This window comes from Pseudomonas sp. VI4.1 (genome assembly GCF_002029345.1).
In the GTDB taxonomy this organism is placed as follows: Bacteria; Pseudomonadota; Gammaproteobacteria; order Pseudomonadales; family Pseudomonadaceae; genus Aquipseudomonas.
Map to the genome: position 1 here is coordinate 1 of NZ_MULM01000172.1, position 25,912 is coordinate 25,912.

At 61.3% G+C, this 25,912-nt stretch carries 20 protein-coding genes and 4 pseudogenes; 13 read left to right on the plus strand and 11 right to left on the minus strand.

The genetic code is table 11. The features are described 5' to 3' along the window. Positions 1–124: 124 nt before the first annotated feature. From BZ163_RS23220 to BZ163_RS23230, 3 genes and pseudogenes are all read right to left on the minus strand, one after another. A pseudogene (locus BZ163_RS23220) lies at positions 125–912 on the minus strand (OmpA family protein). A gap of 49 nt (positions 913–961) precedes the next feature. Next, a complete protein-coding gene (locus BZ163_RS23225; protein WP_128872751.1) occupies positions 962–1,375 on the minus strand; it encodes a DUF4398 domain-containing protein in 414 nt (137 codons plus the stop codon). A gap of 362 nt (positions 1,376–1,737) precedes the next feature. Beyond that, positions 1,738–2,082 carry a pilin assembly protein gene (locus BZ163_RS23230; protein ID WP_128872752.1) on the minus strand — a complete coding sequence of 115 codons (345 nt, stop codon included), beginning with the start codon at positions 2,080–2,082 and terminating at the stop codon, positions 1,738–1,740. 201 nt (positions 2,083–2,283) lie between these two features. Here BZ163_RS23230 and ppc point away from each other — a divergent pair, with 201 nt between their 5' ends. From ppc to BZ163_RS23265, 7 genes are all read left to right on the plus strand, one after another. Continuing rightward, a complete protein-coding gene (gene ppc / locus BZ163_RS23235; RefSeq protein ID WP_128872753.1) occupies positions 2,284–4,914 on the plus strand; it encodes a phosphoenolpyruvate carboxylase in 2,631 nt (876 codons plus the stop codon). A 289-nt stretch (positions 4,915–5,203) separates the two neighbouring features. Then, positions 5,204–5,851, plus strand: coding sequence for an adenylate kinase (gene adk / locus BZ163_RS23240; protein ID WP_128872754.1), 648 nt, complete (start codon positions 5,204–5,206; stop codon positions 5,849–5,851). Positions 5,852–5,937: 86 nt separating this feature from the next. Next, positions 5,938–6,612: a tRNA (adenosine(37)-N6)-threonylcarbamoyltransferase complex dimerization subunit type 1 TsaB gene (tsaB, locus tag BZ163_RS23245; RefSeq protein ID WP_128872755.1), complete on the plus strand. Its 675-nt coding sequence runs from the start codon at positions 5,938–5,940 to the stop codon at positions 6,610–6,612. A gap of 257 nt (positions 6,613–6,869) precedes the next feature. Beyond that, a complete protein-coding gene (locus BZ163_RS23250; RefSeq protein WP_128872756.1) occupies positions 6,870–7,175 on the plus strand; it encodes a hypothetical protein in 306 nt (101 codons plus the stop codon). Further along, positions 7,175–8,035, plus strand: coding sequence for a DUF72 domain-containing protein (locus BZ163_RS23255; RefSeq protein WP_128872757.1), 861 nt, complete (start codon positions 7,175–7,177; stop codon positions 8,033–8,035). Before BZ163_RS23250 ends, BZ163_RS23255 begins: the two co-directional genes overlap by 1 nt. Positions 8,036–8,067: 32 nt before the next feature. Beyond that, positions 8,068–8,889: an oxaloacetate decarboxylase gene (locus BZ163_RS23260; protein WP_128872758.1), complete on the plus strand. Its 822-nt coding sequence runs from the start codon at positions 8,068–8,070 to the stop codon at positions 8,887–8,889. 2 nt (positions 8,890–8,891) lie between these two features. Further along, positions 8,892–9,587, plus strand: a complete 696-nt coding sequence (locus BZ163_RS23265) for an extensin family protein (protein WP_128872759.1) — start codon at positions 8,892–8,894, stop codon at positions 9,585–9,587. A 3-nt stretch (positions 9,588–9,590) separates the two neighbouring features. Here BZ163_RS23265 and BZ163_RS23270 read toward each other — a convergent pair whose 3' ends face one another. Continuing rightward, a complete protein-coding gene (locus BZ163_RS23270) occupies positions 9,591–10,211 on the minus strand; it encodes an energy transducer TonB (protein WP_128872760.1) in 621 nt (206 codons plus the stop codon). 91 nt (positions 10,212–10,302) lie between these two features. Between BZ163_RS23270 and BZ163_RS23275 the strand changes: the two are divergent. After that, positions 10,303–11,084: pseudogene (locus BZ163_RS23275) on the plus strand (class I SAM-dependent methyltransferase). 134 nt (positions 11,085–11,218) lie between these two features. On the opposite strand, the gene BZ163_RS23280 reads toward BZ163_RS23275, so the two are convergent. Further along, a complete protein-coding gene (locus BZ163_RS23280) occupies positions 11,219–11,863 on the minus strand; it encodes a TetR/AcrR family transcriptional regulator (RefSeq protein WP_128872761.1) in 645 nt (214 codons plus the stop codon). Between the two features lie 93 nt (positions 11,864–11,956). On the opposite strand from BZ163_RS23280, the gene BZ163_RS23285 reads away from it, so the two are divergent. From BZ163_RS23285 to BZ163_RS23305, 4 genes and pseudogenes are all read left to right on the plus strand, one after another. Beyond that, positions 11,957–13,057 carry an efflux RND transporter periplasmic adaptor subunit gene (locus tag BZ163_RS23285; RefSeq protein ID WP_128872762.1) on the plus strand — a complete coding sequence of 367 codons (1,101 nt, stop codon included), beginning with the start codon at positions 11,957–11,959 and terminating at the stop codon, positions 13,055–13,057. A gap of 5 nt (positions 13,058–13,062) precedes the next feature. Then, complete coding sequence (locus BZ163_RS23290) at positions 13,063–16,134, plus strand: efflux RND transporter permease subunit (RefSeq protein ID WP_128872763.1); 3,072 nt, start codon at positions 13,063–13,065, stop codon at positions 16,132–16,134. 998 nt (positions 16,135–17,132) lie between these two features. Continuing rightward, positions 17,133–17,414, plus strand: a pseudogene (locus BZ163_RS23300) (DUF6124 family protein). Positions 17,415–17,614: 200 nt separating this feature from the next. Then, positions 17,615–18,961: a Fic family protein gene (locus BZ163_RS23305; protein WP_128872764.1), complete on the plus strand. Its 1,347-nt coding sequence runs from the start codon at positions 17,615–17,617 to the stop codon at positions 18,959–18,961. A gap of 205 nt (positions 18,962–19,166) precedes the next feature. On the opposite strand, the gene BZ163_RS23310 is transcribed toward BZ163_RS23305, so the two are convergent. The 3 genes from BZ163_RS23310 to plsB are packed head-to-tail and all read right to left on the minus strand — an operon-like array spanning position 19,167 to position 22,833. Beyond that, positions 19,167–19,856, minus strand: a complete 690-nt coding sequence (locus BZ163_RS23310) for a DUF4197 domain-containing protein (protein WP_128872765.1) — start codon at positions 19,854–19,856, stop codon at positions 19,167–19,169. Between the two features lie 23 nt (positions 19,857–19,879). Continuing rightward, the gene (locus tag BZ163_RS23315; protein WP_128872766.1) at positions 19,880–20,278 is read right to left on the minus strand and encodes a YbaY family lipoprotein; all 399 of its coding nucleotides are present in this window, start codon (positions 20,276–20,278) and stop codon (positions 19,880–19,882) included. 50 nt (positions 20,279–20,328) lie between these two features. Next, a complete protein-coding gene (plsB, locus tag BZ163_RS23320; protein ID WP_128872767.1) occupies positions 20,329–22,833 on the minus strand; it encodes a glycerol-3-phosphate 1-O-acyltransferase PlsB in 2,505 nt (834 codons plus the stop codon). Positions 22,834–22,999: 166 nt separating this feature from the next. Here plsB and BZ163_RS23325 point away from each other — a divergent pair, with 166 nt between their 5' ends. After that, positions 23,000–23,209, plus strand: coding sequence for a cold-shock protein (locus tag BZ163_RS23325; RefSeq protein ID WP_010462862.1), 210 nt, complete (start codon positions 23,000–23,002; stop codon positions 23,207–23,209). Positions 23,210–23,332: 123 nt separating this feature from the next. On the opposite strand, the gene BZ163_RS23330 is transcribed toward BZ163_RS23325, so the two are convergent. The 3 genes and pseudogenes from BZ163_RS23330 to dapE form a co-directional block, all read right to left on the minus strand. Continuing rightward, complete coding sequence (locus BZ163_RS23330) at positions 23,333–23,710, minus strand: hypothetical protein (RefSeq protein ID WP_128872768.1); 378 nt, start codon at positions 23,708–23,710, stop codon at positions 23,333–23,335. Between the two features lie 74 nt (positions 23,711–23,784). Then, a complete protein-coding gene (locus BZ163_RS23335; RefSeq protein WP_128872769.1) occupies positions 23,785–24,594 on the minus strand; it encodes a putative RNA methyltransferase in 810 nt (269 codons plus the stop codon). After that, positions 24,594–25,744: pseudogene (dapE, locus tag BZ163_RS23340) on the minus strand (succinyl-diaminopimelate desuccinylase). Before dapE ends, BZ163_RS23335 begins: the two are co-directional and overlap by 1 nt. Between the last annotated feature and the right edge of the window lie 168 nt (positions 25,745–25,912).

A 25,912-nucleotide genomic window follows, 5' to 3' on the forward strand; every position in this document is an offset into this window, starting at 1 on the left:
ATACATTTTGAATGTTAAATCGCTTTCGCGAGCAAGCCCGCTCCCACAGGGTTGAGTGATCGCCAGCAAAAAAAGCCCCGCCTGATCGGATCAGGCGGGGCTTTTGTATTACAGCAGGTTCAACTCAGTTCGAGCTGATCGCCGAACGCGGGATCACCGGCTGGTTGTCGTTGGAAATGGTCACTTCCACCCGACGATTCATTGCACGACCCGAAACGCTGCCGTTTTCAGCAACCGGGTATTCCTTGCCATAACCCTGGGCCACGATGCGCGCTGGATCAACGCCCATCTTCACCAACGCCATGCGCACGGAACCGGCGCGGCGCTCGGACAGGGACTGGTTGTGCGAAGCCGTACCGGTGCTGTCGGTATAACCTTCGACAATCACCTTGCGGTCCGGGTTTTCCTGGAGGAACTGCGCCAGTTTGTTGATGTTGACCAGACCGCTGGATTTCAGGTCAGCCCGATCGGTGGCGAACAGCACGTCGCCGAAAGTCACCAGGGTGCCGCGATCGGTCTGCTTGGCGTTCAGGCTGTCCTGCAGCTGCTTGATCTGCTGGTCGCGGGCATCCAGGCGGGCCTGGGCACGTTGAGCGGAAGCGTTCTTCAGATTGGCTTCAGCGGTGCGCAGGGCGATGGTCTGCTTCGCCACTTCAACTCGCTGGTTGGCCAAATAGGCAAGCTGATCGACTTTGGCCTGGTTTTCCTTGTCCATGTAGGCTTTGTCGGCCTTGTCCAGGTAATCGCTGGCGTCCTTGGTTTCCAGCGCCGCGACTTTACTGGCTTGCGGGTCGCCTGCAGGCCGCTGTAGTTGGTGCGGGCCTGTTCCAGGTTCGCGTTGGGCGGCGTAGAGCAGGCAGCCAGTGCAACACTTGCCGCCAGCAGGGCAGGGATCATCAATTGTTTACGCATAATGGTTTCGTCCTTTTAGTCGAGTAAGAAGTACGTCGTGCCGCGCCGCTTATTGCACGGTGCGCTGACTTTCCTGACGCAGTTCCTGAACCCCTTTCTGAGAGTCCTTCACAGCCTGTTCGGCTTTCATCGCCTGGGCTTTGCGCTCAGCTACGCGAGCGTCCCACTCGGCCTGTTCGGCGAGAATCTTCGCCTCGTCATACTTCTTGTCGTGCATGGCGATTTCAGCTTGCTTGAGCTTGTCCTGGGCGGACTTCATTTCCACGGCGGCGAATTCGGTACCGCCGGCGCTGACGGCGCCATTCACGGCGGATTGGGTCACAGCGAATTGTTCGCTAGGCGGGTTACCGGCACAACCGGCCAGGACCAGGCTGCTGCCGATGGCCAGTGCCGCCAGTTTCAGACCGCGCAGGCGGGTCGACGGGGATTGGGCAGTTCGGGTCTTCATGGTCTTCAACTCCATTGGTATAACTCCTGAAAAACTTAAAAATCCATCCTGGGCAAGGAGCCGCAACCGACAATTTCCGGGGTGTTCTGACACGGCCGTCCCAAGCGTGGTTACTGGGTGTGACCCGAGGCGTTTTTCAAAAGTTCAGAGAAGATGGCCCATCGCCCGAAAAAATATTGACCGAGCGGACAAGGCTCTGCGACGGGAACTTTGGCGATGCGCAGCGGTATCCCCGACCGGTTTCGGATCGGGAACACGCATTTGTAGGCGCGAGCTTGCTCGCGATGGACGTTAACGATGACGCGTTTATTCTGAATGAACGCGTCGCCTTTGAGACCATCGCAAGCAAGCTCGCTCCTACAGGGATCAGGTGCAGATCAATGTTTCGGTTTGTCGCCAGCACTCGACAAGTCTTGCAAATGCCGACGGGACAACGCGAGAAAACGCGGCGTCGGCCCCACATCTTCGTACAGCGGATCACCTTCTTCATCGGTAGCCACGACGGTCGAGCCCTTCACGTAGGGGAAGCTTTTCTCGAGCTCTTCCAGGGCGGCGCCGATCAGTTCGCCGAGCAGTTCTTCGGGATGCCGTTTGGGGTACATCTCGACGATCGCAGCCAGCCGCGCGGCAGCCTCCACATCCAGATGAATCTTGTAGCCGGTGTCGGTCAGGCGACCCTTGGCGTTTTCTTCCCAGTGCTGGGCTAGCTCGCGGATTTTCATAAAGACCTCAGTGCGCGCCTGCTCGTGGCAGGCAGGGAGAGTGCCAGCATTGGCCGGCGGCGGCCGTTGTACGGCTTACTCTTCAGATTAGCTATAACGGCAAAGGTTTAAAGTCCCTTCGTCGTCTTGCTTGTAAGAACCGGTCTGGAGCGGCACTCTTAAAGATCTTAGCCGCCCGGATTTATCGCTGGAGAACTGCTGATGACCGATATCGATGCACGCTTGCGCGAGGACGTTCACCTGTTGGGTGAGCTGTTGGGCAACACCATTCGTGAACAGTATGGGGACGGTTTTCTCGACAAGATCGAGCAGATCCGCAAGGGCGCCAAGGCCGACCGTCGCGGGTCGATGGATGCCGAGCTGAGCGCCAGCCTCAACCAACTGAGTGAAGACGAGTTGCTGCCGGTTGCGCGGGCGTTCAACCAGTTTCTCAACCTGGCCAATATCGCCGAGCAATATCAGCTGATCCACCGCCGCGAAGAATCGCAGCCGGCACCGTTCGAAGCGCGGGTGCTGCCGGAGCTGCTGGCACGCCTGCGCGCCGAAGGGCATGGCGCGGAATCCCTGGCGCGGCAACTGGGCCGGCTGGAGATCGAACTGGTCCTCACGGCTCACCCGACCGAAGTGGCACGGCGCACGCTGATCCAGAAATACGACGCCATCGCCGCGCAACTGGCTGCCCAGGACCATCGCGACCTGACCAGCGCCGAGCGCGAGCAGATCCACACGAAGTTGCAACGCCTGATCGCCGAAGCCTGGCACACCGAAGAGATTCGCCGCACCCGACCGACGCCGGTGGATGAGGCGAAGTGGGGCTTCGCGGTGATCGAGCACTCGTTGTGGCAGGCGATCCCCAATTATTTGCGCAAGGCTGATAAAGCCCTGCATGACGCCACTGGCCTGCACCTCCCGCTGGAGGCCGCGCCGATTCGCTTTGCCTCGTGGATGGGCGGCGACCGGGACGGCAACCCCAACGTGACCGCTGCCGTGACCCGTGAGGTCCTGCTGCTGGCGCGCTGGATGGCGGCTGATTTGTACGTGCGCGATGTCGATCATCTGGCGGCCGAATTGTCGATGCAGCAAGCCAGCGATGCCCTCAAAGCCAAGGCCGGGGACAGCGCCGAACCTTATCGCGCCGTGCTCAAACAACTGCGCGAGCGCCTGCGCGCCACCCGTAACTGGGCGCACGCGTCCTTGACCGCGGCCACGCCGGCGCCAGCGAATGTGTTGCAAAACAACCGCGACCTGCTCGATCCGCTGGAGCTGTGTTACCAGTCGCTGCACGAGTGCGGCATGGGGGTGATCGCCGACGGCCCGTTGCTCGATTGCCTGCGCCGGGCCGTGACCTTCGGCCTGTTCCTGGTGCGCCTGGACGTGCGCCAGGATTCGTCCCGACACTCGGCGGCGATGACTGAAATCACCGATTACCTCGGTCTTGGTCGCTACGAAGACTGGAACGAGGAAGAGCGCATCGCCTTCCTGATGCGTGAACTGAACAACCGTCGGCCATTGCTGCCTGCGTATTTCAAGCCGTCCGCCGACACTGCAGAAGTGCTGGCGACCTGCCGGGAAATCGCCTTGGCACCGGCGGCTTCACTTGGCTCCTATGTGATTTCCATGGCTGGAGCCGCTTCCGACGTGCTGGCTGTGCAACTGCTGCTCAAGGAGTCCGGCGTGTTGCGGCCCATGCGCGTGGTGCCGCTGTTCGAAACCCTGGCCGACCTCGATAACGCCGGTCCGGTGATTGAGCAACTGTTGCTGCTGCCGGGCTATCGCGCGCGCCTGCAGGGGCCGCAGGAAGTGATGATCGGTTATTCCGACTCGGCCAAGGACGCCGGCACCACCGCGGCGGCCTGGGCGCAGTATCGGGCGCAGGAGCGGCTGGTCGACATCTGCCGTGAGCAACAAGTGGAGCTGCTGTTGTTCCACGGTCGCGGTGGCACCGTTGGCCGTGGTGGCGGTCCGGCCCACGCGGCCATCCTGTCGCAGCCGCCGGGCTCGGTGGCGGGGCGTTTCCGCACCACTGAGCAGGGGGAAATGATCCGTTTCAAGTTCGGCTTGCCGGACATCGCCGAGCAGAATCTCAATCTGTACCTGGCCGCCGTGCTGGAAGCGACCTTGCTGCCGCCGCCACCGCCCACACCCGAGTGGCGGCACTTGATGGACGAATTGGCCGCCGATGGCGTCAGCGCCTACCGCGCCGTGGTGCGGGAAAATCCGCAGTTCGTCGAGTATTTCCGCCAGTCCACGCCGGAACAGGAACTGGGACGCTTGCCGTTGGGCAGCCGTCCGGCCAAGCGCCGCGCGGGCGGGATCGAAAGCCTGCGGGCGATCCCGTGGATCTTCGGCTGGACCCAGACACGCCTGATGCTGCCGGCCTGGCTCGGCTGGGAAGCCGCCCTGAGCAAGGCGCTGGAACGCGGCGAAGGCGAGCTGCTGGGGCAGATGCGCGAGCAGTGGCCGTTCTTCCGTACCCGCATCGATATGCTGGAAATGGTCCTGGCCAAGGCCGACAGCGATATCGCCCGGTCCTATGATGAGCGGCTGGTCGAACCGAATCTGCTGCCTTTGGGCGCGCATTTACGCGACCTATTGTCGCAGGCCTGCGCGGTGGTCCTGGGGCTGACCGGTCAGTCTCAGCTACTGGCACATAGCCCAGCCACCCTTGAATTCATCCGCTTGCGCAACACCTACCTCGACCCGCTTCATCTATTGCAGGCCGAATTATTGGCGCGCTCCAGGCAACAGGAGGTGGAGCAGGGCAGCCCGGTAGAACAGGCGCTGCTGGTGTCTGTGGCGGGGATTGCCGCCGGATTGCGCAATACCGGCTAAGGTTTTTGCCGTGGGTCCAGGCACCCGATGCGGGCATCGGGTGCCTGCTGGCGCAGGCGTGAAAAGTGCTGCCAGGCGACAGTTAATGATGGGGTTGCGACTTGGGGTACCCCGTCGCACAGGTCACATCAGGCGCGGGTTTCTCCGACTTTCGGCGGCTTGTGTGGTCAGGGCCTGCTGTGTATCTTGATCAGCCTCTGGCCGTTTGGGCGGTCACGATCCTTTTTTTGAGGTTGGCCCCACGAGGCGAATCTGACGTTATTTATATAAAAAATTGAGGAGCACATCGATGCGCGTCATTCTGCTGGGAGCTCCCGGGGCCGGTAAAGGTACTCAGGCAAAGTTCATCACCGAGAAATTCGGCATTCCGCAAATCTCCACTGGCGACATGCTGCGTGCCGCGGTCAAGGCCGGCACCGAGCTGGGCCTGATCGCCAAGAGCGTCATGGACAGCGGTGGTCTGGTTTCCGATGACCTGATCATCAATCTGGTCAAGGAACGTATCAGCCAGGCCGATTGCGCCAACGGTTTCCTGTTCGACGGTTTCCCGCGCACTATTCCTCAGGCTGAAGCCCTGGTGAAAGCTGGTGTAGAGCTGGATCACGTGATGGAAATCGACGTTAAAGACGAAGACATCGTTCAGCGTATCGCTGGCCGTCGTGTTCACGAGGCCAGCGGCCGCGTGTACCACATCGTCTACAACCCGCCGAAAGTTGCCGGTAAAGACGACACCACCGGTGAAGAGTTGGTGCAGCGCAAAGACGACACCGAAGAAACCGTGCGTCACCGCCTGTCGGTCTACCACGCCCAGACCGAGCCTCTGGTGAAGTTTTACCAAGAGCTGTCCACCGCTCAAGGCAAACCGAAGTACAGCCACATCGAAGGTGTTGGTTCGGTTGAAGCGATCACCGGCAAGGTGCTTGAAGCGCTGAGCTGAACATTGCCTGATCTTCTACGGCCCGCTTGCGGGCCGTAGTTGTTTATACTGGCGCACTTTTTCTGACCTCTCTTACGGAAACATCGATGAGCACCTTGCTGGCCCTGGACACCGCGACTGAAGCCTGCTCCGTTGCCTTGCTGCATGACGGCAAGGTCACGAGCCATTACGAGGTGATCCCGCGCCTGCATGCGCAGAAGCTGTTGCCGATGATTCAGCAATTGCTGGCCGAGGCCGGGACGACCTTGCAAGCGGTCGATGCGATCGCCTTCGGTCGCGGGCCGGGGGCTTTTACCGGCGTGCGGATCGCCATCGGCGTGGTACAGGGGCTGGCGTTTGCACTGGAGCGCCCGGTATTGCCGGTGTCGAACCTGGCGGTGCTGGCACAGCGAGCGTATCGCGAACACGGCGTCAGCCAAGTCGCAGCGGCCATCGATGCGCGGATGGATGAGGTGTATTGGGGCTGCTACCGCGAGACGGCAGGGGAGATGCGCCTGGTCGGCAATGAGGCGGTGTTGCCGCCGGAAGCGGCAGCGTTGCCGGCCGATGCCAGCGGTGACTGGTTCGGTGCAGGCACCGGTTGGGGATATGCCGAGCGCATCGCGGTCAGTTTGACCGGGCAGGATGCGGGCATGCTGCCGCATGCTGAAGACTTGCTGACCCTGGCGCGATTTGCCTGGGAACGGGGTGAGGCGATTGTGGCGGATGAGGCGCAGCCGGTGTATTTGCGCGATAAAGTGGCGACGCCCAAGGCCCGTTAATTCTTTGAACCGGGTTGGTCCTTTCGCGAGCAAGCCCGCTCCCACAAGTTTTGCGTCGAGCACAGCATCGTAGAACTCCCCAGAACCTGTGGGAGCGGGCTTGCTCGCGAAAGCGGTATAAGCAACACAGCCAATCGTCGTTTTTTGCTCGCACTGTCAAACCTTTCGTCGTTTCTGTGTTCTAGTGATCATTCGGCTGTTTGCGCAGTGGCTTGTGCGCCACTAAACTGCCATTATCAATACCGAGCCCCGCAATCATGCGTATAGACGGCCTTTCCTCCCAGTCCTACCCCATCAAGCGCCAGCCTCGCAAAGGCCGCGTAGTGGAGGACGAATCCGTCGATATCGACGGCGAGCTGGAATTTCCGTCCGAAGAGCAACTGGCCGCCCGCGCCGCCAAAGCCTCAGCGCAACGCTTGAGCAATCTACCTGCCCGTCAGCAAGACATGGTTTACCACCGCGCCATGAGCAAAACCGTATCCATGGCCTTGGCCAGCTACCTGAGCACCGCCGGTTTTGTCGATTGGGATGCGGATGTGCTGGGTCTCGACCTGTACATCTGATGGGGCTGCCTTACTACCTCGGCTGCCCGTCCTGGAGTGAAAACGCCTGGCGCGACTACCTGTATCCGCAAGACGCCAAGCCCGCCGAATTTCTGAACCTCTATTCCCAGGTGTTCAACGCCGTGGAAGGCAATACGACCTTCTACGCCAGCCCCTCTGCCGCCACCGTGCAGCGTTGGGCCGACAGCATGCCGCGGCACTTTCGCTTTACCGCCAAGTTTCCCGGCGACATCAGTCACAGCGGCGACCTGCGGGAACAACTGACGGCTGCCGAAACCTTCCTGCAATTGCTCAGCCCCTTGGGTGAGCGGGTTTCGCCGCTGTGGCTGCAACTGTCGAAAAGCTTCACGCCGCAACGGCTGGCGGAGCTGGCCGGTTTTATCGATGCCGTGGACCGACCCCTGGCAGTCGAAGTGCGGCATGACGCGTTCTTCGCCAAGGGCGATGACGAGCGCCGGCTCAATCGCCTGCTGCTGGATCGCGGCGTCGAGCGCATCTGCCTCGATCCGCGTGCGCTGTTCAGCTGCACCTCGACTGATCCGTCAGTGCTCCACGCCCAGTCGAAAAAACCCCGGGTTCCACCCCGTCCGGCGGCATTTACCCAATTTCCGCAGGTGCGTTTCATCGGCCATCCGCAACTGGAAGCCAACGACCCGTTCCTGGTGCCCTGGGTCGAGAAAATCGCCCTGTGGATCGAAGAAGGCCGCACGCCGTATATTTTCCTGCACACCGCCGACAATCTGCTGGCCGCCAGGCTTGCTCAACGCTTCCACGCACAGCTGATGCTGCGAATGCCTGGCCTGTCGCCGCTGCCTGAGCTATACAGAGAGCCCGCCGCGGAGCAACTTGGCCTGCTCTGAAGCGGATTTTTCCTCTTCCCGGGAGCCTGCCAATGGATGCGCAAACCCTTCGAGCCCAGGCGTTCAGAGCCCTGCATGAACGCGACGGCGCTTTTGTGATTCCCAACCCGTGGGACGCCGGTTCGGCGATCATGCTCGCCAGCCTTGGTTTCGAGGCTCTGGCGACCACCAGCGCCGGTTATGCCTTTTCCCAGGGCCGTCCCGATGGTGGGCTGACCCTGGAGCAGACCCTGGCGAACGTCCAGGCGATAGTCGCGGCCACCGATCTGCCGGTCGCGGTCGATCTGGAAAACGGCTTCGCCGACGATCCTGCCGAATGCGCGCAAAGTATCTTGCGGGCCGCCGCAGCAGGCGCGGTCGGCGGCTCGATCGAAGATGCCACGGGACGCGAAGACGGCCCGATCTACTGCTTCGACCATGCAGTCGCCCGTATCGAAGCCGCGGTCGCGGCCGCCCGCAGCCTGCCTTTCCCGTTCACGCTGACGGCCCGGGCGGAAAACTTCCTGCATGGCATCCCCGATCTGGACGAAACGATTCGCCGCTTGCAGGCGTTTGCCGAAGCCGGCGCCGACGTGCTGTATGCGCCGGGCCTGCGCAGCGCTGAAGAGGTGTTGGCGGTGGTGCGGGCGGTAGCGCCCAAACCGGTCAACGTGTTGATGTCCGGCGGGCTCAAGCTGACCGTCGAGCAATTGAGCGAGATGGGCGTCAAGCGGATCAGCGTGGGTTCGGCACTGGCCCTGGCGGCGTATGGCGAGTTCTTTCGTGCCGCGCAAGAGATCCGGCAGTCGGGCACCTTCGGCTTCACCTCGCGCTCCATGCCGTTCCAGCAGGCCAATCAATTGTTCAAAGGCTGACGATGCGGGCGCTGCAGGTGATGTTGGTGCTGGTGTTGATCATCGGCACGGCGGCGGTGAGTGTCTGGCGTGGCTGGATCTCGCTGCCGCCGCCATGGAACCCTTGGGCGCCGCTGGACGTGAAGGCCCAACCCAATTTCCTGACGGGCTACAAGCTGATGCGACTGCGTGATGATCCGCAGCTGTGCGATCAGGTCCTGGGCAGCTCCGGATTACGTGTGTCGCGCCAGGCCGACAGCCCAGGCGCGACCTGCCCGTTGCTCAACACCTGGCGCGTGCAAGGCGGCGCAGTGGCCCTGAGCAGCAGTTTCCTCGCCAGTTGTCGGTTGGCGGTGTCCTTCGCCCTGTTCGAACATCACGCGCTGCAACCCGCCGCCCAGGCGGTCTATGGCCAGCCTGTGACCCGCGTCGAGCATCTCGGCAGCTTTGCCTGCCGCAACGTCTACGGTCGCGAGAACGGCAGGCGCAGCCAGCACGCCGGCGCCAATGCGCTCGATATCGCCGGTTTCCGCCTGGCCGACGGCCGCGCCGTCAATGTGCTCAAGGATTGGCCGAAGGATAATCAGGACGCACGGTTTCTGCGCCAGGTGCGCGATGGTGCCTGCGACCTGTTCAGTGGGGTATTGAGCCCGGACTACAACGCCGCCCATCGCGATCACTTTCACCTGGATGTCGGGCCGTGGCAGGTCTGTCGCTGAGACTCAGGCGGCGATACGCAGGTTCTGCAGCACGATCGGGCGCGCCCAGCCGGTATCGAAATCGAAGCGTTGCTGTTGTTCCATCAGCTCTTCGGCCGAGAACGGCGGGAAGGGCTTGTCCAGCAGATGGAGTTCGAACTCGGCGATCGGCAAGTGCAGTGCACGCGGTTGGGGTGCCGGGCCGGCTTGCGGCACGGGCTGGCCTGCGGTCAGCACGATGGGGCGCACCCAGGCGCTTTCGAAGTCCTGCTGTTGCTGCTGAGCGATGATGGCCTCCTCCGGGAACGGTGGGGAGGGTTTGTCCGCCAGGTCCGTTTCGAACTCCGCAATCGGCAGGAACAAGGGCTCGGGCGGGCGTACTTCGTTGTCCTTCACTTCACAGTCGCGCTGGGCAACGATGTGCGCCAGCAGATCGCTGCCCACCGTGGGTTCGACCGGGCTGTCGAGATCGACCGCTGGAAAGTTGAGCGATTCGGGCAGCGCCTCACCCGAATGATCGGCCAGCGCCCGGGCAAAAAAATCCTGCCACAGGTGACTGACACCGCTCAGTGCCTGGGTATTTTGCCGGCTGTAATCGCCGTAGGGCGAGATAAAGCCGGTAATGGAGGGTTGAAAGTCTGACATTTTTCTCGGTCGACGCTCAGCTCTGGCAAAATGCTCGATAGTGTTGTTATCGGCCGTTTTTGCCGATCATTAATTTTTTGAGCGTGTTCCCATGATTGAGCAACCTGCGGTCTGCCGCATTCACGTCGAGGCTTCGACCCCGGCCTTTCAGCCACAGGCCGAGCAATGGGCCGATCGCCTGGGCTTGCCGATGCAGGTGGCGGATGCTGAGTTTGCCTTGCAGGTGGGCGAGCAGGGTTTGCAGCTGCAACAACTGGGTGCCGATGCGCCGGGCCCGTGCGGGTGGACTTTGTCGAGGGCGGCGCGGCCCACCGTCGGTTATTCGGTGGCGGCACGGGGCAGATGATCGCCAAGGCGGTGGGCATCGCCCAAGGCGTGCGTCCGCGGGTGCTGGATGCCACGGCCGGGTTGGGCAAGGACGCGTTCGTGCTGGCGAGCCTGGGCTGCGAGATGATCCTGATCGTGCGTCAGCCGTTGATCGGCGCCTTGCTTGAAGATGGCCTGGCCCGTGGCGCGGAAGATTTCGACGTGGCGCCGATCGTGGCGCGGATGAGATTGCTCAAGGGCAATTCGATCGAAGTGATGCGCAACTGGGAAGGTGAGCCGCCGCAGGTGATCTACCTCGACCCGATGTTTCCCCATCGGGAGAAAACCGCGCTGGTGAAGAAGGAAATGCGTCTGTTCCGGCCGTTGGTGGGGGATGACCCCGACGCACCGGCGCTGCTTGAAGCGGCGTTGGCGCTGGCCAGCCACCGGGTGGTGGTCAAGCGCCCGCGCAAGGCGCCGTGCATTGCGGGGCCGAAGCCGAGTCATGCGCTGGATGGGAAATCCAGTCGGTATGACATTTACCCGAAGAAAGCGCTTAAGCCCTGAGACCGCGTCGCCTCCTTCGCGAGCAAGCCCGCTCCCACAGTTGATCTCTGCCGTTCACAAAATAGGTGTTCACCGCAGATCCAATGTGGGAGCGGGCTGACTCGCGAAGCGCCGGACCAGACACCCAAAAACTATCAGACAGCTTCCCGCCGATAAGCCCGCATAAACAACCCCACCACTTCCCGCACATGGCTCTCGGCCGCGTCCCCGGTCAGCGGCTCGCCACAGCCATAAAGCAGCCTGAAATTCCCCGCACCCTTGAGCAAGCAGAAAAAATGCTCTGCTGCGTGGCGCGGTTTGTCGATGCTCAGCGCGCCGCTCTGATCGACCTTGCTCAGCAATCTTTCCATCCCGTGCAGCATGCGCTCCGGCCCGGCCTCGAAGAAAATCTGCGAGAGTTTCGGGTCCTGGCTGCCCAGGGTCATCATCAACCGGTGCAGGTTCACCGATTCGTCGCTGTTGATCAGCTGATGAAAGCCGCGCGCGATGTTCAGCAGCACTGTTTCCACGGCGATGCCTTCCGGCAACTCGAAAAACGGCGTTGGCAATTGCTCTTCACACTTGGCCATCACCGCGGCGGAGAACAGCCTCTCCTTGTCGTTGAAATGGCTGTAGACCGTCAGTTTCGACACCCCGGCCTCGGCCGCCACGGCGTCCATGCTGGTGTTGGCGTAACCATTGCTCAGAAACAGGATTTTCGCCGCTTCGAGGATCGCCTGGCGCTTGGCCAGATCCTTGGGGCGGCCCGGACCGTTGGGGGCTGAAAGATTGTTTGGCATTCTTCGCTTTAATACTGGACTGGTGAGTTTGCTATTAATAACATACTGGTCAGTATAATTATTCCAAGCACCATTAGCGAAAGGTCCTTCACCATGTTCCGCTATGCCTTGCCCCTCGCATTGCCGGTCAGTCTGGCGTTTTTATTGTCTGCGTGCGGTCATGAAGAGGCGCCTCAAGTCACCGTCAAACCGGCCATGGTGGTGCAACCAGAGCCGTCGGGCCGGGCGCTGGAAAGCTTTCCCGGTGAAGTCCGGGCGCGCTTCGAGCCGGAGCTGGCCTTTCGCATTGGCGGCAAAGTCAGCCGACGACTGGTCGAGGAAGGACAGCGGGTCAAGGCTGACCAACCGCTGGCGGAGCTCGATCCCCAGGACGTGCGCCTGCAACTGGAAGCCACCCGCGCCCAGGTCGCCGCTGCCGAAGCCAATCTGAACCTGGTGCGCGCCGAGCGCGATCGCTACAAGACCCTGATGGACCGGCAGATGGTCAGTCGTTCGCAGTACGACAATGCGGAAAACCTGTTCCGCTCCGGTGAAGCCCGCCTGAAGCAGATCAAGGCCGAGTTCAACGTCTCGACCAACCAGGCCAGCTACGCGGTGCTGCGCGCGCCTCAGGACGGCGTGGTGGCCAAGCGTGCGGTGGAAGTCGGGCAAGTCGTGGCGGCGGGGCAAACCGTGTTTACCCTGGCCACCGATGGCGAGCGCGAAGTGTCGATCAGCCTGCCGGAGCAGAGTTTCGGCCGGTTCAAGGTCGGCCAGCCGGTGTCGGTGGAGCTCTGGACCCAACCCGATCAACGTTTCGCCGGGCGCATCCGCGAGTTATCCCCGGCGGCCGATCCGAAATCGCGCACCTTCGCCGCGCGCATCTCATTCACTGAAGGCAAGGTTCCCGCCGAACTCGGCCAGAGTGCCCGGGTGTTCGTGCAGGCCGCCGACGTGGTGACGCTGTCCGTGCCGCTTTCGGCGCTGACCGCGGAAAACGGCGCGACCTACGTCTGGGTCGTCAGCGCCAACAACACCTTGAAGAAAACCCCGGTGCGGGTCGGTGCCTTCGGCGAGAAGACCGTGCCGGTGCTTGAAGGCTTGAACGCCAGTGACTGGGTGGTGGCGGCCGGTGTCCATGTGCTGCTTGAAGGGCAGCAGGTGCGCCCCGTGGATCGCGCCAACCGTGTGGTCAATCTGGCGGACAAGGAGTAATCCCGATGGGTTTCAATCTGTCCGCATGGGCGCTGCGTAATCGCCAGATCGTGCTGTTCCTGATGCTGTTGCTGGCGGTCGTGGGAGCACTGTCCTACACCAAGCTCGGCCAAAGCGAAGACCCGCCGTTCACCTTCAAGGCCATGGTGATCCGTACTCTCTGGCCAGGGGCGACGGCGCAGGAAGTGTCGCGCCAGGTCACCGAACGCATCGAAAAGAAGCTGATGGAAACCGGCGAGTACGAGCGCATCGTGTCGTTCTCGCGCCCCGGCGAATCCCAGGTGACGTTCATTGCCCGGGACTCCATGCATTCGGTGGACATTCCCCAGCTCTGGTACCAGGTCCGCAAGAAGACCAGCGATATTCGCCACACCCTGCCACCGGGGGTTCAGGGGCCGTTCTTCAACGACGAGTTCGGCACGACATTCGGCAATATCTACGCCCTGACCGGTGAGGGCTTCGACTACGCGGTGCTCAAGGATTACGCCGACCGCATCCAGATCCAGCTGCAACGGGTCAAGGACGTGGGCAAGGTCGATCTGCTCGGGCTGCAGGACGAGAAGATCTGGATCGAGCTCTCCAACGTCAAGCTCGCCACCCTCGGCCTGCCCCTGGCGGCAGTGCAGCAAGCGCTCGAGGAGCAGAACGCGGTGTCCACCGCCGGCTTCTTCGAAACTTCCAGCGAGCGCTTGCAGCTACGGGTTTCGGGGAATTTCCAGAGCGTCGACGAGATCAAGAACTTCCCGATCCGCGTAGGCGATCGCACGTTCCGCATTGCCGATGTCGCGAACGTGCGCCGTGGTTTCAACGATCCTCCCGCGCCGCGCATGCGCTTCATGGCCGAAGATGCCATCGGTCTGGCCGTGGCCATGAAAGAGGGTGGCGACATTCTGGTGCTGGGCAAGGCGCTGGAAGTCGAGTTCGCCAGGATCCAGAAAAACCTTCCGGCCGGCATGCAACTGCGCAAGGTTTCCGACCAGCCGGCGGCGGTGAAAACCGGGGTCGGCGAGTTCGTTCAAGTGCTGGTGGAAGCCCTGGCCATCGTGCTGTTGGTGAGCTTCTTCTCCCTCGGCGTGCGCACCGGCATGGTGGTCGCCCTGGCGATTCCGCTGGTGTTGGCCATGACCTTCGCCTGCATGTATTACCTCGGCATCGGCCTGCACAAGATCTCCCTCGGCGCGCTGGTGCTGGCCCTGGGGTTGCTGGTGGATGACGCGATCATCGCCGTGGAAATGATGGCGATCAAAATGGAGCAGGGCTTCGACCGGATCAAGGCCGCCAGCTATGCCTGGACCAGTACCGCGTTCCCGATGCTCACCGGCACGCTGATCACCGCGGCCGGCTTCCTGCCGATTGCCACTGCGCAATCGGGTACCGGCGAATACACCCGCTCGATTTTCCAGGTGGTGACCATTGCGTTGCTGGCTTCGTGGATTGCCGCTGTGGTGTTCGTGCCCTACCTGGGGGAAAAACTCCTGCCGGACCTGGCGAAAATTCATGCGGCCAAGCACGGGACCGCCGGCGGCCAGACCGACCCCTACGGTACGCCGTTCTATCAACGGGTCCGGCGCCTGGTGGAGTGGTGTGTGCGCTGGCGCAAGACGGTGATCCTGCTGACCGTGGTGTTGTTCATCGGCTCCATCGTGCTGTTCCGCTTTGTTCCACAGCAGTTTTTCCCGGCGTCCGGGCGTCTTGAGTTGATGGTCGACCTGAAACTGGCCGAAGGCGCTTCCCTGAGCAACACCGCCGACGAGGTCAAGCGTCTTGAAGCGTTGCTGAAGGATCACGTCGGTATCGACAATTACGTGGCCTACGTCGGCACCGGTTCGCCGCGCTTTTACCTGCCGCTGGATCAGCAACTGCCGGCGGCGAGCTTCGCCCAGTTTGTCGTCCTGGCCAAGACCATCGAGGACCGTGAGCCCCTGCGAACCTGGCTGATCGACACCCTCAACGAACAATTCCCGGCCCTGCGCTCGCGGGTCACGCGGCTGGAGAACGGCCCGCCGGTCGGCTATCCGGTGCAGTTCCGGGTCACCGGCGAGCACATCGAGGAAGTCCGTGCGCTGGCGCGCAAAGTCGCGGCCAAGGTTCGCGAGAACCCGCACGTGGTCAACGTCCACCTCGATTGGGAAGAGCCGAGCAAAGTCGTGTACCTGAACGTCGATCAGGACCGCGCCCGGGCGCTTGGCGTGAGCACGGCGAACCTGTCGAGGTTCCTGCAAAGCTCCCTGACCGGTTCCAGCGTCAGCCAGTACCGTGAAGACAACGAGTTGATCGAGATCCTGCTGCGCGGCACCGTGCACGAACGCACCGAGCTGTCGTTGCTGCCCAGCCTGGCGGTGCCGACCGACAACGGTCCCAGCGTGGCGCTGTCGCAGATCGCGACCCTGGAATACGGCTTTGAAGAAGGCATCATCTGGCACCGCAACCGCTTGCCCAACGTGACGGTCCGCGCCGACATCTATGGCAAGGAGCAGCCGGCGACCCTGGTGCAACAGATCATGCCGACCCTCGATCCGATTCGCGCCGAATTGCCGGACGGCTATCTGCTGGACGTCGGTGGCACCGTGGAAGATTCGGCCCGGGGACAGAATTCGGTGAAGGCCGGGGTGCCGTTGTTCATTGTGGTGGTGCTGACCTTGCTGATGCTGCAATTGCGCAGTTTCTCGCGCACGGTGATGGTGTTTCTCACTGCGCCATTGGGGTTGATCGGGGTGACTTTGTTCCTGATGGTGTTTCGTCAGCCGTTTGGTTTTGTGGCCATGCTCGGGACTATCGCCTTGTCCGGGATGATCATGCGTAACTCGGTGATTCTGGTGGATCAGATCGAGCAGGATATCGCGGCCGGGCTCAAGCCTTGGCAGGCGATTATCGAAGCTACGGTGCGTCGGTTCCGGCCGATCGTGTTGACGGCGCTCGCGGCGGTGCTGGCGATGATTCCGCTGTCGCGCAGTGTGTTTTTCGGGCCGATGGCGGTGGCGATCATGGGGGGGTTGATTGTGGCCACTGCGTTGACGTTGCTGTTTCTTCCTGCGCTCTACGCCGCCTGGTTCCGAATCAAGAACGAGTCGGTATGATCTTTTGACCTTGGCGGCCTTCGGGCCGACCAGGTTCTTGTTGGCGGAGTACATATCCGTTGCTGCGGTAACGGCCGCCTATGGTTTCGCCCTTACGGCGAGGCACTTTTTTCAAACGCCAAAAAAGTACCCAAAAAAGGCTCGCCCCGGCGTCCGGCCCCTCGCTAAGGCTCGGCGTTCCTTCGCTCCGGTGTCCATCCGGGGACACTGCCCTCCGGTCTGCTTCGCGACGACCTACATGCAGCGTGTTCGACTGCGTCGAACGGCGCTACGCGCCACTCCCCGGATGAACACCTCCACTCAGCCTCCCGAAGGGGCGGGTGGATCAAGATCAAAAGCTGCAGGCGAGCTAACGCTCGGCCTGATGAGTGGTGAAGAGCGTCGGTGTACCCGGTCCCCTGTAGGAGCGAGCTTGCTCGCGATGGTCGTTAACGATAACGCGTGTTTACTGGTTAAACGCGGCGCTCTTGAGTCCATCGCGAGCAAGCTCGCTCCTACAATTTCCTGACCGGCATTGAGGCTTGCCCGCCGCACTGATTTTGCGGATGTACACGAAACCCCTGTAGGAGCGAGGCTTACCCGCGAAGACGGCCTGACAGCCAACCTGATTTTACGAATGTACCCAGAACCCTTGTAGGAGCTGGCTTGCCAGCGAAGGCGGCCTCAAAATCGACTATGTTTATCGCTCGATCACATGCTCAGAACTTTCCCACAAGATTTTCAGGTTGTCCGTCGGAAGCCCGATCTCTAGCCTTTGATTGTCGCTGCCGATTCAGCGACCGGGACTGCAAGCCCGCCGATAGTTTGTTAGGCGCCTACAGGCGCACCTATAATCGTGGCGCTTCATTTAGCGTCCACCGATTTATGGTGGCTGTGTGCGGGAGATCTTCGGGTCTGCCGAGGTTGCCTAACGACTCGGTCTTGCAGACCCGCATACAGCTGCCACCCATCATCTGCAAGTGATGCTGGCCGCTCCAACGTTCGTTAGGAGCTACAAAATGATCAAACACAGCCCAAATCCCCCCGATCCAGAAACCGAAAAACTGGCCAGACCCGCTCACCGTCCCAACCCGATTTTCACTATCCGCCCTGACGTCAATTCCGAAACCCTCCTGGTCCACGCCTGTGAAACCCTTGCCTCAGCCAACGTGATGGCCACCGAGTTGTCATCCTCCCTGACCGGCCCGACGTGCAATCTGGTGCTGGGCATCCAGTAGATGATTGTGCTGGCAGAGCTGTCCGTGAATCGCGTGCTGGATCATCTCGATCCGCAGCAGTAGCACAACCAAAAAGCCCGCTGAACCTGTGAAGGCCAGCGGGCTTTTTGTGAATGAGCGTCGTCCGATCAGGCTGACCGAGTCGTGATCATCGCGAGCGAGCATTTGCTCCTACACCTATCTCAGACTTGTCTGATATTGAGATGTGGAGAGCAAAATGCTGTACTCAAGACTCAGTTTCATGAGTTTTTGAGACAGCGCCAGTGAAAAAGCCACCCATTCTGAAGGGCAAGTCCGACCCGATTTTCGACCTGTTGGCGCGTTCGCCCCACAAGGAACGTCTCTCGGACTACCTCGCCCTGCTTATGCCGATGGACGATCAGGGGCGTTACCTTCCGTTCGATGAATTGCGCTACCGCTGGCCGCCGGGGCTGGATTCGAAGCTGTGCTGGGCTCTGGTCAAGAAAGCCCGGACTGCCCAGTACTCAAGCCTTCTGCCCTTGGGCGAGCCGATCCAGTGGGGCAAGTGTGTGCTGACGCCACTGGCGCAAAAGGCGATGTCCATCGTCGACCGACAAGCGACCACTGCCGCGCTGGAATACATGACCAGCCAGATCGGTGAGCACGCGCACTTCAGTTATCTGCTCAACGATTTGATTGAAGACGAAGCCATCAGCAGCAGCCAGCTTGAAGGCGCGGCAACCACCACGCGGGTGGCCAAAGACATGCTCAAGCGCAAGCGCCTGCCGCGTACGCCGGATGAGCGCATGGTGATCGGCAATTACAAGATGATGAACTTCGCCTGGGAGCAGCGTTATGAACCCTTGAGTCTCGAGCTGATCACAGCGATGCATCGCGTCGGTGTGGAAGGCATTGATGACGCGCAATATTCGCCGGGGGATTTCAGGGATAACGATGACGTGGTGGTGCAGGATGGCGAAGGCAACACCGTCCATGCGCCACCCCCGGCAGCGGGGCTGGCTTTACGATTGCAGATGTTGGCGAAGTGGATCAATCAGTCTCACAACGATCCCGATCACGCGGATTACCTTCATCCGTTGATCAAAGGCATCGCCCTGCATTTTGCACTGGGCTATGAACATCCTTTTCGCGATGGTAACGGCCGGGTCGCGCGCGCTTTGTTTTACTGGTTCATGTTCAAGAATGACTTCTCGGCCTTTCGCTACATCGCGATCAGCATTTTGTTGCGCAACGCGCCGGTGAAGTACGGGCGCTCGTATCTGAATACCGAAGCCGACGATCTGGACCTGACCTATTTCATCGATTTCCAGTGCTCGGTCATCCTGCGGGCTGTCAGCAGTTTTACCGAGGCTTATCGGAAGAGCCTGGCCTATGCCGACACCTTTGATCGATGGCTAATGGCGTCAGGCTTTTTCGACCAGCTCACCGAGAAACAGCGAACCGTGTACCAAGTGGCCAAGAGTGGCATGGCCAAGGAGTTCACGGCGGTCAATGTGAAGGAGAATCTGGGTTGTTCCTACAACACCGCGTCGGCGACCTTGAACGGGTTGGTGGCGCTGAAGGTGTTCGAGAAGAGGAAGATGGGACGGGAGTGGGTGTTCTTTCTGCGGGCGGCATCGACGCCCTGAATCATTGCGTGAGCGCGTGCTCCGGGCGGTGTTCCGATGAAGGCGGGCTGACTGCCGACCAACCTCTTGCAGATATACCCGGTCAGCTGTGGGAGCGAGCTTGCTCGCGATGGACGGCAACGATGACGCGGGCTGTCTGGATGAACGCGCCGTTCTGGAGCCCATCGCGAGCAAGCTCGCTCCTACAGGTGTTTTGTGCTGAAGCCTAGAGCGTACCGAAGACTTTTTTCGCCAGGCTGGTCGCCGCAGCTGCCGGGTTCTGGCGAATGGTTTCTTCCTGTTTGCCGATCATCTCGAACAAACCGTTCAATGCCTGCTCGGTTACATAGCTTTCGATGTTGGCATTTTTCGCATCCACTACACCCAGCGTTGCAGCCTGGCCCGCGAACGAGTTGTACTGCTTGGCCAGGCCAACCTGGTCGGTGGCTTGCTTGACGATCGGCAGGAACTTGGCGCGGATCTGTTCGCGACTGGTTTTGCTCAGGTACTGCGTGGCCGAGTCATTGCCGCCGCTGAGAATCCCTTTGGCATCCTCCACGCTCATCTTCTTCACCGCGTCCACCAGGATCGGCTGGGCCTGGGTGACGGCGGTTTCCGCCGCCTTGTTCATGCTGGTTTCCAGTTGATCGACCTGGGCGCCCATGCCGAACTGTTTCATTTTGCTGGCGACCTTGCCCAGGTTGCCCGGCAATTCGATTTTCACCTCCGGGTTGTTGCTGAAGCCGCCAGGCGTGCCCAGCTGCTTCACGGCCAGTTGAGCGCCCTGGGTCAGGGCATCTTTCAGGCCGCCGGTGGCGTCCTTTTGCGACAGGTCGCTGAGCGACAGCGCCAGGGCGCTGGCGCAGAACATCAAACCTGCGCACAGGCCGGCGAGACGAAGGGTAGGGCGGAGCATGGTGGCTTCCTTGTTCGAAAAAATTAGCGGACGGCGTGGACGCGGACTTTCAGCGATTGCGGGTCGCTGCCATCAAGCTGTACGGCGTGTTGAGTGGTGGTGGTATACATCAGTTTGCCATCCACCTCGATCCGCGCGCTGACCGAATATTGATGGCCGGGTTGGACCTGGGCCGGATCGTAGCTCAGTTGAAACGGCAGCGGCACCTGGCCTTTGACCGGGCCTTTCTGTTCGTCGAGGACTACGGCGGGGGCGTCGGCCAGGGACACGTCCTGCAGGCTGACGCTCAAGGTGGCGTTCGGCGGCAGGGCGATGCGTTGCAGGTAATATACTTCGCCTTCGAGGCTGGGTTTAGCGGCAGGTTGTATCAACTGACAGGCACCCAGCAAGGTGGCGATGGCCAATAGAGAAAGTTTTTTCATCGTAAATCTCCGTATTTAAGGCGCCAGAAGAAGATGACGCCTGTGGGAATTTAGTCGGTCTTTGCCGGGTCCGCGACCTGATCCGCCGCATCTTCACTGCGATGCAGCGCGACCTGCCGGATCGATAAACGAATTTCCGCCGGCAACACCCTTTTTGCTGCGCCTTCGGCCAGCTCACCGAGCAGTTCGTGATAGCCCAGCTTGCCGGCTTCATCGCGCTTGAGCACGTCGAGGTCGAGCAGGGTCTGGATGAAGTGGCGGAACAGGCTCTTGTCGAAGAATTCCGGGGCGTTCAGGCCATGCAGGATCGACAGGCGCTGGGCCATGACCGTGCACAGGTCTTCCAGTTCTTCGGCAGTGATGCTGTTCTGGCCGCTGTTGAGCAGCAGGGACACGGTCATGTAGAAGCGTTGCAGGGTCTGGGCGATGCTTTTCGACAGCAGGGTCAGCAGCACGAAATGCCGTGAGCTCGGTGCCGGACGCAGGTAGACGTCGTTCTCCAAGCGCAGCAGACCTTGTTCGACGAACGCCTCGAGCCACTGATCGATTACCGCATCCAGTTCTTCCAGCGGCCAGCGAATGAACAGCTCCGCTTGCAGGTACGGATACAACGCGCGGCTATAGCGCAGGATCTGCTCGCGGCTCATGCGCGACGCGCTCTGGAAGAAGCTCGCCAGCAATGATGGCAGGGCGAAGATGTGCAGCACGTTGTTGCGGTAGTAGGTCATCAGGACGGCGTTCTGCTCGTCCAGGTATAGAATCTTGCCCAGGGCATCGCTCTGCTCGGACAACAGGTTCATGTCTTTCACATGCTCGATCAGCGCCCGGCCGTCACCTTCCGGCAGGGTAGTGTGCGGCGAGTACGGGACTTTGCGCAGCAGCGCCAGGTACAGGTCGAGTACCCGCGCCATGGCGCGATCATCCAGGGCCAGGCGGCTGGTGGACAGCAGCGCCAGGGCCACCAGGTTGACGGGGTTGATCGCCGCGGCTTCGTTCAGATGCTGCGCGACTTTCTGACCGAGACGGTGGGTGGTTGCGTTGAGCCAGGCGGGTTTGAACTGCGGGCCTAGTTCCTGCTGGCGCCAATCCGGCTGTTCGCTGTCGAGGAATTGCGCCAGTTTGATTGGCTCGCCGAAGTTCACCGCCACCTGGCCGAAACGCTGCTTGAGCGCACCGATGACGTTGAAAATGTCGAAGATCGATTCTTTCTTCTTGCTCGCGCCACGCAGTTCGCCGAGATAGGTTCGGCCTTCCAGCACGCGCTCGTAACCGATGTACACCGGGATGAACACGATCGGCATCCGCGACGAACGCAGGAAGCTGCGCAGGGTGATCGCGAGCATCCCGGTTTTTGGCTGCAACATGCGTCCGGTGCGCGAGCGACCGCCCTCGACGAAATACTCGACCGGGAAGCCTTTGGTGAACAGGGTGTGCAGGTATTCGTTGAACACCGAGGTGTACAGCGGGTTGCCCTTGAAGGTGCGGCGCATGAAGAATGCACCGCCGCGCCGCAACAGGCCGCCGATCAGCGGCATGTTGAGGTTGATCCCGGCGGCGATGTGCGGCGGGGTCAGGCCGTTGCGGAACAGCAGATAGGACAGCAGCAGGTAGTCGATGTGGCTGCGATGGCACGGCACGTAGATCACTTCGTGACCCTGGGCGACGTTCTGCACGCCTTCGATGTGGTTGACCTTGATCCCGTCGTAGATCTTGTTCCAGAACCAGCTCAGCACCACTTCCAGGAAGCGGATCGCGGTGTAGGTGTAGTCCGAGGCGATCTCGTTGCCGTAGCGCAGGGCCTGGGCCTTGGCTTTCTCCGGGGAGATGTTCTCGCGCTCGGCTTCGTCGAGGATCGCTTGCTTGACCAGTGGCTGATTGAGCAGACCCTTGACCAGGTTGCGCCGGTGGGAGATGTCCGGGCCGATGACCGCCGCTTTGAGGTTGCGGAAATGCACCCGCAGAATCCGCTGGGCCATGCGCACAGTGCGCTCGTGGCCCTTGTGGTGATCGATCAGCTCGCGCAAGTTGATCGGCGCCGAAAACTGCACGCGGGTCTTGCGCCCGAGCACGATGATGCTGAGCAACCGGCGCAGGCGCCCGGTGACCGCCCAGCTGTCGGCGAACAGCAGTTTCCACGGGCTCGATTCGCTGTCCGGCGACTGACCCCAGAACACGCTGACCGGAATGATTTGCGCGTCTTCGACGGCGTTCTGGCTCAGCGCGCTGACCAGACGGGTCAAGGTCGGTGGCGCCCCGCGTTTGTCCTGACGTCCAAGCCAGTCGGGCGCTGGTGTCAGGTAGAAGAACGCGGCGGGTTCCGCAAGATTGCCCACCGAGACCGGCAGCACCGGGCGCGGCAAACCGGCCTTGCGGCACTCGGTGTCGACCACGGCGAGGTCGGTCAGCGAAGGATTTTGCAGGACGTAGAACACCGGACGGCTGCGGTCGAGGTTGAGGGTGAGCGACGATTGGTTGATCGTCTCCGAGCGAACCCAGAGGTACAACAGTCGGCGCAGGGTGCCAAACACAAGACGACGGAGCGGGGAACGGGTCATACGACTTCTGCGTGAGTGGGTGAAACCGAGCAAATGCTCGGGCGGCCGATAGTGTGCCGTATTCGTCGAAAATCGGCAAAAAAGCGGCTAAGTAAAGTTGAGTTGAGAGATTTCGTGACTGTCATATACTCGCCGCTCAACAATAAAAACAAGGGGGTACCGATTCATGGCTACGCGCGAAACCGGCAATGTGAAGTGGTTCAACGACGCCAAGGGTTATGGCTTCATCCAGCGCGAGGACGGGGTGGACGTGTTCGTGCACTACCGCGCGATCCGCGGGGAGGGGCACCGTTCGCTGGCGGAAGGTCAGCAGGTGGAATATGCGGTGGTGACCGGCGAGAAGGGCTTGCAGGCTGAGGATGTGGTGGGGTTGTAATCCACTCTTCAGATCACCCAAAACCCTGTAGGAGCTGACTTGCCAGCGAACGCGGTGTGTCAGGCATACCGCGTCGCCAGGTTCGCCAGCAAGCCGGCTCCTACAGGTTTGCTGTGTTGCGGGTTAGGCGGTTTTCCAGGTGATTTCTTCTTCACCGTCGGCGCTGATGCGCATCCAGCGGTCCGCCGTTTCTTCACCTTCTTCTTCGACCCACGTCCCCGGCGCGCAACGCACTTCGACGTTCAGCGCGGCGAAGGCTGCGCGGGCGCAGGCGATGTCGTCTTCCCACGGGGTCTGGTCGCTGTCCAGGAACAGGCTGTTCCACTTGCCCACGGCTTTCGGCAGCCAGGTCACCGGTACATTGCCGGCCTTGCACTTGTAGGTCTGACCTTTCTTGACCCATTCACTGCACTGGCCCAACGCCTCGCTAAGCCAGTCTGCGACGGCTTTGTAGTCGACGTCGGCGTCTTTCAGGTAAATCTCGATATCGGGTTGGCGCATGGATGTCCTCACTGCGGTCTGAAAAATCCATTCGCGGATTTAGCCGGCCTCGAGCTGTTGCTCGAGACCCAAAATTATTGAAGTACGAAGTAATCGTAGCGCATCGAAACAGTGACCTCGAAAGGCTCCACTTGCTCAATGACCGCCGCCCGGCGTTCAGCACTGGCGCGCCAGCCGTGGGGCGTCATGGCGAGCAGGTTCGCGCGGTCCTGACCCTTTTCCAGGGTCAGTTTGAATTCCAGGGTCTCACTGTGTTGCAGCGTCATGCCTTCCGGCACCAGGGCCAGATGCTTGTCGTCGGTGTACTCACGGACTTCGTCGTAGAGGCTTTCGCGCAATTCCATCAGATGGCCGCGAGTCGGCCCGACTTTCATCAAGCCGCCGCCAGGGCTGAGCAGGCGTTTGGCTTCTTCCCAGTCCAGCGGGCTGAAAACGCTCGCGAGGAACTGGCAACTGCCGGACGCCAATGGCACCCGCGCCATGCTGGCGATCAACCAGGTCAGTTGCGGATTGCGTTTGCAGGCACGTTTGACCGCTTCGCGGGAGATGTCCAGCGCGTAACCATCGGCGTTCGGCAAGGCCTCGGCAATTTGCGCGGTGTAGTACCCCTCGCCACAGCCGATGTCCAGCCAGCGCTGCGGCGCATACCCGGCAGCCAGCTCCGCCAGACGCTTGGCCACCGGCGCGTAATGGCCGGCATTCAAGAAGTCGCGGCGGGCTTCGACCATTGCCAGGTTATCCCCGGGGTCGCGGCTGTTTTTGTGCTGCACCGGCAACAGGTTCAGGTAACCCTGGCGTGCGCGGTCGAATCGATGCCCGGCGGGGCAGGCCACGCCGTTGTCCACCGCGTTCAGCGGTTCGCTGCAGATCGGGCAGGCCAGCATCAGGCGAGCAACTTGATCAGGGTCTGGTAGTAGATGTCGGTCAGCACGTCGAGGTCGGCGGCCAGCACGCGCTCGTTGACCTGATGGATCGTCGCGTTGACCGGGCCCAGTTCAACCACTTGCGTGCCCATGGTCGCAATGAAACGTCCGTCGGACGTGCCACCACTGGTAGAGGCTTTGGTGGCGCGACCGGTGACGTCCTTGATGCTCGACGCGACGGCATCCAGTAACGCACCCGGCTCGGTCAGGAACGGCAGGCCGGACAGCGCCCAGTCGATGTGCCAGTCCAGGCCATGCTTGTCGAGGAGGTCGGCAACGCGCTTTTGCAGGCCTTCGACGGTCGACTCGGTGGAGAAGCGGAAGTTGAACACGGCCACCAGGTCACCGGGGATCACGTTGGTCGCGCCGGTGCCGGAATTGACGTTGGAGATCTGGAAGCTGGTCGGCGGGAAGAAGTCGTTGCCGTGGTCCCAGTGCTCGGCGGCCAGTTCGGCCAGCGCCGGTGCGGCGAGGTGGATCGGGTTCTTCGCCAGGTGGGGATACGCGACGTGACCCTGCACTCCGCGTACGGTCAATTTGGCGCCGAGGGAGCCGCGACGACCGTTTTTGACTACGTCACCGACCAACGTGGTGCTCGACGGTTCGCCGACGATGCACCAGTCCAGGCGTTCCTTGCGGGCGGCGAGGCGTTCGATCACCGCCTTGGTGCCGTGATGGGCCGGGCCTTCTTCGTCGCTGGTGATCAGGAACGCGACCTTGCCCTTGTGATCCGGGTAGTCGGCGACGAAACGCTCGGCTGCCACCGTCATGGCGGCGAGGCTGCCTTTCATGTCCGCCGCGCCACGGCCGCAGAGCATGCCGTGTTCGTCGATCAGCGCGTGAACGGGTCGATCTGCCAGGCGGTGACCGGGCCGGTCGGCACGACATCGGTGTGGCCGGCGAAGCACAGCACCGGGCCGTCGTGTTTGCCGTGGGTCGCCCAGAAGTTATCCACATCTTCGATGCGCATCGGTTCCAGCGCAAAACCGGCATCGCCCAGGCGCTGCATCATCTGCTTCTGGCAATCAGCGTCGACCGGCGTCACGGATGGACGGCGGATCAGGTCGATGGCGAGTTGAAGGGTCGGCGAAAGGTCGGCGTGGGCCGTCATGGAAAACTCCGGAAAACTTGAATATGGGCGCGGTCTTAATGTGGGAGCGGGCTTGCTCGCGAAGCTTTTACGTCAGTGATGACGCCTTCGCGAGCAAGCCCGCTCCCACAGGTATTGAGTTCGGCCGTTAAACCGAGTCCCGCCAAGGCCTGCAAAATGGCGATTATC

Coding starts and splice junctions, on each gene's coding strand:
- BZ163_RS23265 (WP_128872759.1), top strand. CDS start 8,892: ATGCGGGCGCTGCAGGTGATGTTGGTGCTGGTGTTGATCATCGGCACG.
- tsaB (WP_128872755.1), top strand. CDS start 5,938: ATGAGCACCTTGCTGGCCCTGGACACCGCGACTGAAGCCTGCTCCGTT.
- adk (WP_128872754.1), top strand. CDS start 5,204: ATGCGCGTCATTCTGCTGGGAGCTCCCGGGGCCGGTAAAGGTACTCAG.
- plsB (WP_128872767.1), bottom strand. CDS start 22,833: ATGACCCGTTCCCCGCTCCGTCGTCTTGTGTTTGGCACCCTGCGCCGA.
- BZ163_RS23335 (WP_128872769.1), bottom strand. CDS start 24,594: ATGCTGGCCTGCCCGATCTGCAGCGAACCGCTGAACGCGGTGGACAAC.
- ppc (WP_128872753.1), top strand. CDS start 2,284: ATGACCGATATCGATGCACGCTTGCGCGAGGACGTTCACCTGTTGGGT.
- BZ163_RS23280 (WP_128872761.1), bottom strand. CDS start 11,863: ATGCCAAACAATCTTTCAGCCCCCAACGGTCCGGGCCGCCCCAAGGAT.
- BZ163_RS23315 (WP_128872766.1), bottom strand. CDS start 20,278: ATGAAAAAACTTTCTCTATTGGCCATCGCCACCTTGCTGGGTGCCTGT.
- BZ163_RS23310 (WP_128872765.1), bottom strand. CDS start 19,856: ATGCTCCGCCCTACCCTTCGTCTCGCCGGCCTGTGCGCAGGTTTGATG.
- BZ163_RS23225 (WP_128872751.1), bottom strand. CDS start 1,375: ATGGAGTTGAAGACCATGAAGACCCGAACTGCCCAATCCCCGTCGACC.
- BZ163_RS23285 (WP_128872762.1), top strand. CDS start 11,957: ATGTTCCGCTATGCCTTGCCCCTCGCATTGCCGGTCAGTCTGGCGTTT.
- BZ163_RS23250 (WP_128872756.1), top strand. CDS start 6,870: ATGCGTATAGACGGCCTTTCCTCCCAGTCCTACCCCATCAAGCGCCAG.
- BZ163_RS23230 (WP_128872752.1), bottom strand. CDS start 2,082: ATGAAAATCCGCGAGCTAGCCCAGCACTGGGAAGAAAACGCCAAGGGT.
- BZ163_RS23260 (WP_128872758.1), top strand. CDS start 8,068: ATGGATGCGCAAACCCTTCGAGCCCAGGCGTTCAGAGCCCTGCATGAA.
- BZ163_RS23255 (WP_128872757.1), top strand. CDS start 7,175: ATGGGGCTGCCTTACTACCTCGGCTGCCCGTCCTGGAGTGAAAACGCC.
- BZ163_RS23290 (WP_128872763.1), top strand. CDS start 13,063: ATGGGTTTCAATCTGTCCGCATGGGCGCTGCGTAATCGCCAGATCGTG.
- BZ163_RS23270 (WP_128872760.1), bottom strand. CDS start 10,211: ATGTCAGACTTTCAACCCTCCATTACCGGCTTTATCTCGCCCTACGGC.
- BZ163_RS23325 (WP_010462862.1), top strand. CDS start 23,000: ATGGCTACGCGCGAAACCGGCAATGTGAAGTGGTTCAACGACGCCAAG.
- BZ163_RS23330 (WP_128872768.1), bottom strand. CDS start 23,710: ATGCGCCAACCCGATATCGAGATTTACCTGAAAGACGCCGACGTCGAC.